Origin of the sequence: Actinophytocola sp., assembly GCF_009379765.1 — a bacterium.
Taxonomy (GTDB): Bacteria; Actinomycetota; Actinomycetes; order Mycobacteriales; family Pseudonocardiaceae; genus Actinophytocola.
In genome coordinates this window covers 30,562-43,486 of sequence record NZ_WHTD01000010.1, presented here as the reverse complement: position 1 = coordinate 43,486, position 12,925 = coordinate 30,562, and the positions used below count along the sequence as shown (strand labels likewise).

The window sequence follows — 12,925 nt, the reverse complement described above, 5'->3', positions numbered from 1 at the left end:
ACGGCCATCCGACGACGAGCCCAAACATGGCTCGTTGGGAACCCGGTCTGAACTCTCCCAGGGAAATCTTGGCGCGCAGCAGTCGGCTATGGAAGGAAGTACCTCCATGAAGGTTGTCGATCAGGCATCCCTTTCAAGCATGTTCAATCCGCAGACCGTGGCCGTGGTCGGCGCCTCCGAGAACGTTGGCTACGGGGGTTACGGGGGCCGGGTGCTCCGGAACCTGGTGCGTGCCGGGTTCACCGGCAACATCGTTCCGGTCAGTCCGAAGTACGAGGAAGTGCAGGGGCTGAAGGCCTACCGCGACATCAGAGACGTGCCGATGCCGGTTGACCTGGCGGTGCTGGTCGTGCGGGCCGAGCTCATTCCCGGCATCATGCGAGCATGCGGTGAGAAGGGTGTTCCCGCCTGCAGTATCGTCTCGGCCGGCTTCGCCGAGCGAGGCGACGAAGGCGCCGCCCTGCAGCGGGAAATCCTGGCGATAGCCGGCGAGTACGGAATGCGCTTCTCCGGGCCGAACTGCCTCGGCATAGCCAACATAACCGAGCACGTGTTCGCCTCCGCCAGTTCGTTGGCCTGGAACCTGTCCGAGCTACGGCCGGGCAACGTATCCATCGTGTCGCAGAGCGGCGCGATGGCCTTCAACTCCGTTCTTGCCCGGGCGCACGAGCACCACGTGGGGATCGGAAAGATCGCCACGGTCGGGAACCAGGCCGATCTGGCCATAGTGGACTTCCTGGAATACCTGATCGATCACGACGAGCAAACGCGCGTGGTCAGCGTGCTGCTCGAGGCTTTGCTGCCCGGCGACGGAAGGCGATTCCTGGAGGCGGCGGGGCGGGCTGCCGATGCCGGCAAGTCGGTGCTCGCGCTGAAGGTCGGCCGGACCAGCCAGGGAGCGGCCGCGGCCGCCAGCCATACCGGGTCGTTGACCGGCGATGACGCCATCTACGACGACTGCTTCGAAGCGGCCGGCGTGGTCCGGGTGAACGATCTCGACGAGCTGTGGCAGACGGGAAACCTGATCGCCTCGACCAGCGGTATGAGCGGGCACGGCGGCATCGGCGTGCTCAGCAACTCCGGCGGTCTGAACTCCCTTTTCGCCGACCTCTGCGGCGTCGAGGAACTCGCCCTGGCGTCCATCGACCAGACGACCGTCGACGTCCTGCGGGAGATCCTGCAGGGCTTCGGCAGCGCGGCGAACCCCGCGGACATCACCGGGCACATCAAGCGCGACACGCTGCGCGACATGATCGTCGCGTACGACCGCGACGAGAACGTGAACCTCACGGTCATCGGGATCACCCCATCGGGTTCCGGGCCGTACGCGGTCGGGATCGCCCGCAACATCGTCGCCGCCCAGCAGACGACGAAGACGCCCGTCGTGGTTCTCTGGGCATCGTCACGAGATCTGGAAACGGCCGGCAAGGCCACCACCGACGACTCCGGCATCACGATCCTGCTGGACGCCGGCGTCCCGGTCTTCGAAGAACCGCGGAAGTGCGCACGCGCTCTGCGGCATTTGTATCGGCGCCGCAGGCGGGAAGCCGAGCCGGCCGCGTTCCCGCGAATGATCACCGGTGCGCCAGCGCAGGCCGAGCCCGCCACCGGGGCCAGCCCGCTGTTGCGGGACAACCTGCTGGAGAGCATTGGCGCCGAGCGGATTCCGGTCGCGCGCAGCCTGGTTGCCGAGGATTGGGAGGCGACCGTGGCGGCCGCCGAACAGCTCGGCTACCCGATCGTTGTCAAGGTCCACTCGCCGGGCGTCGCGCACAAGACCGAGCTGGGCGGCGTCCGGGTCGGGATCGCGGATCGGGCAGAACTTCGGCAGGCATACGAGGATCTGACCGGTATCCTCGACCGGCGCGGGGAACCGCCCCGGCTGCTGGTGCAGGAGCTCGTCGCCGGTGAGGTCGAGGTGATTCTCGGCGGAGTGCGGGATCCCATCTTCGGTCCGGTGGTCATGTTGGGATCCGGCGGAATCCTGGTGGAGCTCCTGCGCGACCGGGTGTTCCGGCCGGCGCCGGTCGATACGGCCACCGCGCACGCGATGATCCGCAGCCTGAACGGGGCGCCGCTGCTGGAGGGCCATCGGGGCCGGCCGCGATGCGATGTGGACGCGCTGGCCGACACCATCGTCCGGTTCAGCGAGATCTTCGCCGCAGCGCCGGAGCTGACCGAACTGGAGATCAACCCGCTGATGGTGGGGAAGGAAGGTTCGGGGGTCAGGGCGGTCGACGCCCTCGCCGTCGGTGGCGATGAACAGGTCCGCGAACCCGCTGAGGCGGGCCGGCGATGACAGCGAACACAACGCGCGCGGAAGCCCTGGTCGGCGTCGACATCGGCGGAACCTTCACCGACATCGTCCTGGTTCGCCCGGACGGCCAGGTGGACGTGGTGAAGGTGCGGTCCACCACGGACGACTATTCGGTGGCGATCAGGGACGGCATCGGCGAGCTGCTGGCCAGGCTGGACCTGCCGCCCGAGACGATCGGCCAGCTGAACCACGGGACCACGGTCGCCACCAACGCGGTGCTCGAGGGCAAGGGCGCCAGGACCGCACTGCTCACCACCGAGGGCTTCCGGGACGTGCTGGAGATCGGTCGCCTGCAAGCCTCCAGGCTCTACGACCTGGAGTACGACAAGCCGCCCCCGCTGGTGCAACGCCAGTGGCGCCTCGAGGTGCGCGAGCGCGTGGATGGCCAGGGACGAGTGCTGGTCGAACTTGACGAGCAGCACGCGACAGAACTGCTCGACAAGCTGGCTGGTGCCGGCATTCGGGCGCTGGCGGTGTGCCTGATCAACTCCTATGTGAACCCGGTGCACGAACTGGCGCTCGGCCGGCTCGTCGAGCGGCACGGCGGCGATTTCGACGTCACCCTGTCGCATCAGCTGCTCCAGGAAATCGGTGAGTACGAGCGAACCAGCACGGCCGTGGTGAACAGCTACGTGATGCCGATCGTGGGGAACTACCTGCTGAACCTGGACGCGAACCTGCGCGATTTGGGTTTTGCCGGCACGTTCTCGGTCATGGGCTCCAACGGCGGGCTGATGGAGGTCGGCGCGGCCAGGGAGAAGCCCGCCCTGATGATCGAGTCTGGGCCGGCAGCCGGGGTGGTCGCGGCGAAGGCGCTGGCCGACTCGGTCGGCTACGGCGATCTCATCACCTTCGACATGGGTGGCACGACGGCGAAGGCGAGCACGATCGAGAACGGTGCGATCAGCTACAGCCCGCAGCTCGAAGTCGGCGGAGACATGTCGTTCGGCAACGAGTTGCTCGGTGCGGGCGGGTATCCGGTCCGGTCGAACGTCATCAAGCTCACCGAGGTGGGCGCCGGCGGCGGCTCGTGCGTCTGGTTCGACGAGGCCGGCGGCATGCACGTGGGACCGCAAAGTGCCGGTTCGGTCCCCGGCCCGATCTGCTACGACCGCGGCGGCGACGAGGTGACGGTCACCGACGCCAACGTGGTCCTCGGCTACCTGAACGAGCGCAGCATCGCGGGTGGCACGGTGGACATCGACGCCGGGCTGGCCCGCCGCGCGATGGAGGAGAAGGTGGCCGCCCGCCTCCGGGAGCCGATCGAGGCGGCCGCGCACGGCGTCTACCTCATCGCGGCGGCGAACATGATGCGCGCCATCAAGGCGGTATCGGTCGAACGCGGCCGCAACCCGCGCAACTTCGATCTCCTCGCGTTCGGCGGGAACGGACCGCTGTTCGGCGCCGAGATCGCGTCCGCGATGGGCATGCCTCGGGTGATCGTCCCGCAGTGGGCGGGCGTGTTCAGCGTGGTCGGCCTGCTGGGCGCGGACGTCACCCATCACCACATGCTGAGCATGCGCGAGTCGCTGACCGAGATGCCCAGCTCGTCGCTGCGGTCCATCATCGCGGCAGCTCGCACGAATGTTCGGGAGTTCTTCCGCCAGCATGAGAAGCAGTCAATAGCCACCGACCTCTCCCTGAGCATGCGCTATGTCGGACAACGGTTCGAACTGGACATTCCGATACACGACGAGGACGACGCGCTGGACTCCATCACCACTGACGGCATCGTCGCCGCGTTCCATGCCGAGCACGAGCGAACCTATGGTCACCATGCCCTCGACAGCGAGGTCGAGCTGTCCGGCGTGCGGGTGGTCACCGTCGAGCGGCGCGGTCTCCCGTTCGACGCGATGCGCCGCCAGCTGTCGGACTCGTCCGGAGCCGCGCCGGCCGGGGAGATCCGCAAGGCGTACTTCGGCCGCGACATCGGCTACCTGTCGACCACTGTCCTGCCCGACCGATCGCTCCTCGATCCGCGCGGTACCCGTGGTCCGTGTGTCGTGGAGGAACTGGATTCCACCACGCTGATTCCACCGGACTGGACGGCTCAACTCGATGCCGCTGGAAACATCATCATGACCCGAGCGGAGGCGACGACCAGTGACTAAGACCGATCCGGTGACCCTGGAACTGCTGAACAACGCGCTGTCGGCCGTGATGGACGAAATGATGATCACGACCCGCCGCACGGGTTACTCCGGGTCCATCAAGTATCTGATGGACTTCTCCGCCGCCCTCTGCGATCGGGACGGCCGGATGATCGCCCAAGGCGTCGCCATGCCGCATCACCTTGGCGCCATGCCCGGTGCGATCGAAGCCGTGCGGGCAAAGTTCGGCGACACGCTCGAACCCGGCGACATAGTGATCACCAATGATCCGTGGGAAGGCAGCACCCACCTTCCCGACATCTATCTTGTGAAGCCGATCTTCTGGGCAGACGAGCTGGTCGCGTATGCCTGCCACTGCTCACACCACATCGACGTGGGCGGCCGGGTGCCGGGATCGATGGCCGCGGACAGCCGGAGCATCCACGAGGAGGGCATCCGAATCCCGCCGTTGAAGCTGTACGCGCGCGGCGTGGAGAACGAGGCGATCATGGCGATCCTCCGCAAGAACGTCCGGCTGCCGCAGATGCTGATGGGCGATCTTCGGGCCCAGATCGTCGCCTGCGGGATCGGTGAGCGGGAAGTCCGGGCGATGTTCGACAAGTACGGGCGGGAAATGATCGACCTGTACTGGAACGAGCTCATCGACTACGGCGAACGGCTGTGCCGGTCCGCGATCCAGGACATCGCGGACGGGACGTACTCGTTCGCCGACTATGTGGACGACGACGGAGTGACCGGCGAGCCACTCAAAATCCAGGTCGAGCTGACCGTCTCCGGCGACGATCTGAAGATCGACTTCGCCGGCAGCTCGGCGCAGACTCCGGGCGCCATCAACTCCGTCATGGCGTGGACCCTGTCCGCCGTGTACACGGTCCTGCGCAGCGTCCTGCCGCGCTACGCGCCCAACAACGACGGGGCGTTCCGGCCGGTGACCGTGGTGGCACCGGAAGGTTCGTTCGTGAACGCGAAGTACCCGGCCGCCTGCGCCGCCAGAGGGGTCACCGGGCACCGACTCGACGACGCCCTGTTCGGGGCGTTCGCGGTCGCGCTTCCCGAGAAGATCCCCGCGGCCAGCGAGGGTGGGAACTGCTCCAGCCGTATCTCCGGGACCCAGCCGGACGGGAAACAGTTCATTCTGCAGGAAGTCGTGTGCGGCAGCCGGGGCGGCCGGCCGAACAAGGACGGGGTCGAGGGCCTGGTGAACCCCGGCCAGAACCTGTCCAACCAGCCGGTCGAAGTCGTGGAGGCGGAGTTCCCGGTTCGGATCAACCGGTACGGGTTCGTGCCCGACTCCGGTGGTGCCGGAAGGTACCGGGGCGGCCTCGCGCTGATGCGTGAGTGGGAGCTGCTGGTCGACAACGTGATCTTCCAGCAGCGCTCCGACCGCTTCCAGCACGCGCCATGGGGGGTCCTGGGCGGCCAGGACGGCACGCTTTCGAAGAATGTCAAGAATTCCGGATCCGCGGCTGAGGAGCGACTGCCGGCGAAGTTCGTGCTGAACATGAACAAGCACGACCGCGTCCTCTACGTCACGCCCGGCTCCGGCGGTTATGGGGACCCGTTCCTGCGCGAGCCCGAGGCCGTGGCGCACGACGTGCGGAACGAGAAGATCTCGATCGAATACGCCCGGCGGGGGTACGGCGTCGTCGTCGACGTCGCGACGCTGGAGCTGAACACCGAGGCAACCGCGGCCCTCAGGAGCGCTCATGAGTGAGCTCAACCTCGAATGGCGTGCCGTCGACAAGTCGTTCACCAAGGACGACGCAGAGGTCGAAGTGCTCCGAAACGTCAACTTAGGGGTGAAGGAGGGCGAGTTCGTCAGCTTGTTGGGCCCTTCCGGATGCGGGAAGAGCACCCTGCTGAACCTAGCGGCCGGTCTGCTCAGCCCGGAGGGCGGATCGGTCTACTACCGCGGCAACCCGATTACCGCGATCAACACGCAGGTCGCCTATCTCACCCAGAAGGACACCCTGCTGCCGTGGCGTACCGTCTGGGACAACACCGAACTCCCGCTGCAGATCCAGCGGGTGCCGAAGGCCGAACGCGCCGCGAGGATCCGGGAGCAGATCGATCGCGTCGGGCTGACCGGCTTCGAGAAGCATTACCCACGGGAACTGTCCGGCGGCATGCGCAAGCGAGCCGCGCTCATCCGCACCCTGATCTACGATCCGACGACGCTGCTCATGGACGAGCCGTTCGGCGCTCTCGATGCGCAGCTCAAAGCCGTTATGCAGCAGGAGTTGCTGCGCATCTGGTCGGGATCGGGCAAGACCGTCGTCTTCGTGACGCACGATCTCCGCGAGGCGATCGCGCTCTCGGACCGGGTGATCGTCATCTCCGGTCGGCCGGGCACCGTGAAGCTCGAAATGGACGTGCCCATCCCGCGGCCCCGCAACGTCGTCGAGCTGGGACTCGAGTCGGGTGAGCCGCAGCGGCTCGCGCACGAGCTGTGGGAGGCACTCCGCGCGGACGTGGAGGTTGTCGAACGGAAAGCGTTGCGATGACCGCGGCGATCATCCCGGCTGCTGGAGCCCAACCGCGAGTACGGGGTGAGTAGATGCACACGCTGGAAACGCCGGCCGGCGTCGTCAAGCCGGTGAACCGAAAGCGTAGACGCCGCCTGCACCAGAGTCGTCGAGCGGTATGGACGGCACGGATCGTCGTGCTGGTGCTGTTCCTCGTCGGCTGGGACTTCCTCCGGCGCGAGGTCGTTGCCGAGTTCTTCGTCGGCAACCCGTGGCGGGTCTGGGACATTCTGGTCGACTGGGTCGGATCGGGCTTCATCTTCGACCACATCGGGTACACGGTGTCGGCTACCGTGCTCGGCTTTCTCATCGGGACCGCCGTGGCGGTTCCGCTCGCCGTCCTGTTGGGTACGAACCGTCACCTGTACCGCGTCGTCGACCCGTTCCTGAACGCCGGGTACTCGGTTCCCAAGATCGCGATAGCGCCGCTGCTGATCATCTGGTTCGGGCTCGGCCTGACGCCAAAGGTCGTGCTCGCGGCCGCGATCGCGTTCTTCCTCGTCTTCCATACCAGCGTCGCCGGGGTCCGGGACGTGGAGAAGGATCTCACCGACCAGGTGTACCTCTTCGGCGGTACGCGGTGGACGGTTGTCTGGCGGGTCATCCTGCCCACGATGGTCCTGCAGATCCTGAACGGACTTCGGCTGTCATTTCCCTATGCGTTGCACGGGGCGATCATCGGTGAACTGATCGCGTCACACAATGGGCTGGGTTATCTGCTCGCCTCTGCCCGGGGCACGTACAACATGAGCGCGATGATCGCCGCGCTCATCGTCATCATGATCGTCGCCCTGACCTTCGTGGCATTGATCGACTTGCTCCAGCGGTGGGTGCCGTCCACCCGCTGAGCCACGGCAGTCGCCTCGTGCGCCTCGGTACCCGTACATCTAGGAGGACCTTATGAACTGGAAGAAACCGATCGGTGCGGGGACCGCCGTCGTGCTTTCCGTGTTGCTGAGTGGTTGCGGCGACACGGGACCCGCTCAGGAGCTGGAAACGGTCCGGGTGATGGATGCCGGCGTGGGGATCATCTACTTCTCCACCTATCTCGCCCAGGAACGCGGGTACTTCGAGGACGAAGGGGTGAACGTCGAGCTGCTCGGCGGGACGGCGGGCGGGCAGGACGTGACGGCCGCGCTGGTCAGCGGCGACGCCGACGTCATCCAGGCGACGCTGGGCAACGTGATCGCGACCCGCGAGCAGGGCCTGGACCTGCGCGCGATCGCGCCGATCATGGAGATCAACGCGGTCTCGTTGGTGGTCCGCAACGACGTCATAGCGAAGTTGGGGGTCAGTGACGACGCCTCGCCCGAGGAGAAGATGGCGGCGCTGGCCAAATATGGTGCGAAGGTGGGCATCAGCTCGGCCGGTTCCGGGACGGACACCTTCATGCGGGGCGTGTGCAAGAAGTACAACGTCAACTGCGACACCGAGCTCCAGCTGGTCGCCCTCGGCGGAATGGGCGAGAACCAGGCGGCCTTCCAGCAGGGGCAGATCGACGCGGTGGCCAGAAGCCACCCTGACGTCGACATCCTGGGGGCGACCTCGGACGGTTCGGTCTTCATCGGCGCCGACGAGCTGGCCGCGGACGGTGGGTATCTCCACTCGGTCCTGATCACGCGCGACGCCACGATCGACGGGAGTCGGGACAAGCTGGTCGCGTTCCTGCGGGCTATCGCGAAGGCGATGATCTACGCGCAGACGTTCCCGGACGAGACCGAGAAGTTCGTGCACAAGCAGGTCGACCCGGATCTGGATGATGCGGTCTTCGGTGCCGCCTGGAAGACCCTCAAGGCGGGGATACCGTCGGACCCCGTCATCGACAAGGAAGACGTGGACAACTACTACGCGCTGGAGCGGGATATCGCCGGGAAGGAGCCCGCGGTCGCGGAGGAGGACATCATCAACACCGATCTGGCCACCGAGGCCCAGGACGCCGTTGCGGACTTCAAGCCGTAGAACCGACCGGTTGCGACGGGCGAAGACAGTTGTTCGTCGGCGTCTTCGCCCGTCGCGCCGAGACCGCCAAGGGAAACAGTGCAATGTCGAAGCCAAGCCGATGGCGGATAAACCTCGAGCGACTCGGTGTGCTGGCCACCATACTGATCATCTGGTCGCTCCTGTCCGGGCCGGTGCTACCGGCCAACATGGTCAGCAGCCCAGGCGAGGTCTGGTCCGTGCTGATCGGCTGGGTCAGCGAACCCCTGGAGCTGCTGCCGCATGTCGGCGTCACGTTCTATGAGGCAACGGTCGGCTACCTGATCGGTGGTGTCCTCGGCATCACGGTCGGTGCCCTGTTCGGCGTGTTCCCGTTCCTGGCCAGCACGCTGGATCCGGCGGTCACCGCGGTCTACGCGCTACCGAAGATCACGCTGGCGCCGATGTTCGTGCTGATGTTCGGCGTCGGCCTCGTGTCGAAGATCGCCCTGGTCGCGATCATCGTCTTCTTCTTCATCTTCTACAACACGCTCAACGGCGTCCGGGCCGTTGACGTCGACCTCCGCGAGGCGGTGCAGGTCATCGGCGCGTCGCGCGGGCAGCTGCTGCGCCACGTCATCCTGCCCTCGACCTGGGAGTGGATTCTGGACGGCCTCAAGATCTCGGTGCCCAGCGCGTTCATCGGCGCGGTGGGCGGCGAGATGATCGTGTCGCAACAGGGACTCGGGTTCCTGGTCCGCGACGCCGCCCGGACCCTGAACGTCGCCGAGGTGTTGGCCGCGATCGTGATCATCGTCCTGCTGTCGACCATCGTCAACGCGATCGTCACGTGGGGCCGGGCAAAGGCCGGCGCGTGGCGATCGGATGCCAGTGTCATCTGAGGTCAGCCGGCGGATGCGGCGGCGGGTTGGAGGACGCCGACCCCGTTCTTCCTGATGACCGAGGTGTCGAAGGGTGCCGACTCGCGCTCCACCAGGTCCAGCACCGCGCCGGCGCGGTCGCTCTCGACGATCTCCGGCTCACGGGAGTCGTTGATGAGCACCGGGATCACCGTCACCTGGTCGATCTTGCCGTTCACGACGCGGCAGGTCAGGATGATGGTTTCGCTGTCGAAGTGGGGACTTTCGCGGTCGAACGCGAAGTTGCCCAGGCTGTAGCAGATCAGTCCGTTGCCGTGGAACTCGATCCCCTGCAGTACGTGCGGATGATGACCGATGACCATGTTCGCGCCGGCGTCGATCGCGGCTCGTCCCAGCTCCACCTGGTAGTCGGCGATCTTGCGGTACGACTGGGAGATGCCCCAGTGCCAGGAGACGACCACGAAGTCGGCCACCTCCCGGGCCTGGCGGATGTCCGCCATCAGCGTTTCACGATCCACCTCGTCCGCCCTGGTGATCGGGATGGCGGGCGACCCGGGCTGTTCGAACACCCGTGGCGAGGGCTGATAAGCGGTATGCACCCTGACCGTCGCAATGCCCGGTCGATCGGCTGTCGCCGGGAAGGCGCCAGGCTGGAAGACGGAGCTGTAGGACAGGAAGGCGAACCGGCTGCCACCTCGACTGATGATCGCGGGCATCCGTGCGGCCGCGTCGTCCGCCCCCGCACCACAGTGCTGGATATTTGCCTTGTCCAGCACCTCGACCGTCTGCATGATGCCTTCGGGGCCGAGGTCCATCGAATGGTTGTTGGCCAGCGACATGACGTCGAACACGCCATCGGAGAGGGCGGTCACCGTATTGAGCGGCGACTGGAAGTGCACCCCGGCGATCGGCTTGCCGAGAAGCGGTTGCCCGCGGTCGGTGATCGGGGCTTCGAGGTTGCCGAATGAGATGTCGGCGTCGCTGAGGACGGACCTGACGGACGTCAACATCGAAGCCGGGTTGTCCCGCTTGATGTACACATCGCCGACGAACACCATCTCCACGGTTGAATCTGACATCGGCACTACTCCTTTTCCATAACCTCGACCGGCCTCATACTTTCCCTGCGGGCTCGACCCTTCTCGATTTTCCAAGCAGGTAACGTATGCCGGGTTTGACCAACGGCCAGGTGATCACGACGATCGCCAGGATCATCATCGTCGCGGCGATTGGGCGGGTGAAGAAGACGCCTACCGATCCGTCCGACAAGATCAGCGAACGCCGAAGGTTCTGCTCGGCGAGCGGTCCGAGTACGACGGCGAGGATCAGCGGCGCCGGGGGATACCCGTACCGGTGCAACAGGTAGCCGACGACGGCGAAGCCGAACATGATCCAGACGTCGAACAACGCGTACTGCACGGCAAAGGTACCGACGATGCCGAGCACCATGACGATCGGGTTTATGTATCGGGTGCTGGATCGCACCATGCGAACGAACGCGGGAATGAAGGCGGTGTTCAACACGACCAGGATCACGTTGCCGACGTACATGCTGGCGATGAACACCCAGGCGACCTCGGCGTGGTCGACGAAGAACCGGGGGCCCGGGGCGAAGCCGAACTGCAGGAGCGCGACCAGGAGCAGCGCCGTCGTCCCCGAGCCGGGAATGCCCAGGGTGAGCATCGGCAGCAGCGACCCGCCGGTCGACGCGTTGTTGGCGGCTTCCGCGCTCGCCACCCCCTCGATCGCTCCCTTTCCGAACTTCTGTGGCTCCCGCGAGATCTTCTGTTCCACGGCATAGCTCATGAAAGACGCTATCGTCGCGCCCGCTCCGGGCAGGGCGCCGATGCCGAACCCCAACCCGGTGCCGCGGACGATCGGGAACGCGGAACGTCGCCAGTCCGACCTCCCGGGGAGCATCGGTCCCGGCGGGATGCTGTCGATCCGGCCGCCGTTGCGGACGGATCGCTCGAGATTCGACATGATCTCGGCGATCGCGAACAACGCGATCGCGATGGGCAGGAAGCCGAACCCGCTGTCCAGGTACAGGAAACCCAGGGTGAACCGGGCGACACCGGAGATCGGGTCCAGCCCGACCACCGCAATGGCCAGGCCGAGAACCACCATCGCGTAACCCTTGGCCCGCCGGTCTCCCACCAGGCCGGAGACAAGGGTCAGCCCCAGGAACATCAAAGCGAAGTACTCGGGTGGTCCGAATCTGAGCGCGAACTTGCTGATGACCGGTCCCAGCAACATCAGTAGCACGACGCTCGTCGTCCCGGCGATGAACGAGGCCACGGCCGACACCGTCAGGGCGACCCCCGCTCGACCCTGCTTCGCCATTTGGTGGCCGTCGACGGCCGTCATCACCGAGGACGCCTCGCCGGGCACGTTGAGCAGTACGGCCGTGATGGTTCCGCCGTACATCGCGCCGTAGTACAGGCCGCCCAGCATGATCAGGGCCGCTATCGGATCCATGCCGTAGGCGACCGGCAGTAACAAGGCGATCGCGGTCACCGGCCCCAGCCCGGGGAGGGCGCCGACCAGGGTGCCCAGCGCCGCGCCCGTGAAGCCCATCAGAAGGTTGAACGGCTCCAACGCCCCGGCGAATCCGTCGAGCAAGGAATTGAGGACGCCCATGTCAACCTTCGCCGGTCACGGGAGCTGCACGTCGAGGGCGACTTCGAACAACGCGTACGTGGCGGCGGAGATCAGTACCGCGACCGCCACCGAGCGCCAGAAGGGCTGATCTTCGACCCACCACAACTCGGCGACGATGAGGAGTGCGATGCCGACCAGTGCTCCGGCGAACTGGATGGCGAGGATGCCCGCCGCCATGACCGCGAGAAACTTCACGATCTTCCAGCGTGCCGGGTTCGCCGCGGGCGACGCGGTGTCGCCGCGGAGCGACCGCCGGTCCTGGAAAACGATCAAACCCGAGATGCCGATCAACACTCCGCCCAGCCAGATCGGGAGGAACCCCGGACCTGGCTGTCCTTCGGTCGTGCGGTAGGGCAGGCTGTGCACCGACTCGACGATGAGGAAGGTGCCCGCGGCGGTCAACAGCATCGGCACGATGAGGTGCCCGTAGGAATGCCGTTGCTCGCCGCCGTCCTCGTCGGTGCGAGCGTCGGGCTCGCCGGGTTGAGGATCCGGATTCATGCCAACTAGCTC

10 protein-coding genes are annotated in these 12,925 nt (G+C 66.1%); 7 read left to right on the top strand and 3 right to left on the bottom strand.

Going from position 1 to position 12,925, the window contains the following annotated elements:
• The first annotated feature begins 106 nt into the window (after nucleotides 1-106).
• The 7 genes from GEV28_RS04840 (at nucleotide 107) to GEV28_RS04810 (ending at nucleotide 9,772) form a co-directional block, all read left to right on the top strand.
• Entirely contained in the window at nucleotides 107-2,299 is a 2,193-nt protein-coding gene (locus tag GEV28_RS04840) for an acetate--CoA ligase family protein (RefSeq protein WP_291408986.1), read from the top strand.
• Entirely contained in the window at nucleotides 2,296-4,428 is a 2,133-nt protein-coding gene (locus GEV28_RS04835; protein WP_291408984.1) for a hydantoinase/oxoprolinase family protein, read from the top strand. Before GEV28_RS04840 ends, GEV28_RS04835 begins: the two co-directional genes overlap by 4 nt.
• Nucleotides 4,421-6,142, top strand: coding sequence for a hydantoinase B/oxoprolinase family protein (locus tag GEV28_RS04830; RefSeq protein ID WP_291408983.1), 1,722 nt, complete (start codon nucleotides 4,421-4,423; stop codon nucleotides 6,140-6,142). Before GEV28_RS04835 ends, GEV28_RS04830 begins: the two co-directional genes overlap by 8 nt.
• Nucleotides 6,135-6,932: an ABC transporter ATP-binding protein gene (locus tag GEV28_RS04825; protein WP_291408981.1), complete on the top strand. Its 798-nt coding sequence runs from the start codon at nucleotides 6,135-6,137 to the stop codon at nucleotides 6,930-6,932. The genes GEV28_RS04830 and GEV28_RS04825 overlap by 8 nt, the downstream gene beginning before the upstream one ends.
• Nucleotides 6,933-6,985: 53 nt before the next feature.
• A complete protein-coding gene (locus tag GEV28_RS04820; protein ID WP_291408979.1) occupies nucleotides 6,986-7,801 on the top strand; it encodes an ABC transporter permease in 816 nt (271 codons plus the stop codon).
• Between the two features lie 52 nt (nucleotides 7,802-7,853).
• Nucleotides 7,854-8,912 carry an ABC transporter substrate-binding protein gene (locus GEV28_RS04815; RefSeq protein WP_291408977.1) on the top strand — a complete coding sequence of 353 codons (1,059 nt, stop codon included), beginning with the start codon at nucleotides 7,854-7,856 and terminating at the stop codon, nucleotides 8,910-8,912.
• Nucleotides 8,913-9,040: 128 nt separating this feature from the next.
• Nucleotides 9,041-9,772 (top strand): ABC transporter permease, encoded by a 732-nt coding sequence (locus tag GEV28_RS04810; protein WP_291408975.1) that lies wholly within the window; start codon nucleotides 9,041-9,043, stop codon nucleotides 9,770-9,772.
• Nucleotides 9,773-9,774: 2 nt separating this feature from the next.
• On the opposite strand, the gene GEV28_RS04805 is transcribed toward GEV28_RS04810, so the two are convergent.
• The 3 genes from GEV28_RS04805 to GEV28_RS04795 are packed head-to-tail and all read right to left on the bottom strand — an operon-like array spanning nucleotide 9,775 to nucleotide 12,913.
• Nucleotides 9,775-10,809, bottom strand: coding sequence for a CapA family protein (locus tag GEV28_RS04805; protein ID WP_291409048.1), 1,035 nt, complete (start codon nucleotides 10,807-10,809; stop codon nucleotides 9,775-9,777).
• Nucleotides 10,810-10,864: 55 nt separating this feature from the next.
• Nucleotides 10,865-12,391: a tripartite tricarboxylate transporter permease gene (locus GEV28_RS04800; RefSeq protein ID WP_291408973.1), complete on the bottom strand. Its 1,527-nt coding sequence runs from the start codon at nucleotides 12,389-12,391 to the stop codon at nucleotides 10,865-10,867.
• Nucleotides 12,392-12,406: 15 nt separating this feature from the next.
• On the bottom strand, nucleotides 12,407-12,913 hold the full coding sequence (locus tag GEV28_RS04795) for a tripartite tricarboxylate transporter TctB family protein (RefSeq protein WP_291408971.1): 507 nt from the start codon (nucleotides 12,911-12,913) through the stop codon (nucleotides 12,407-12,409).
• Nucleotides 12,914-12,925: the final 12 nt, after the last annotated feature.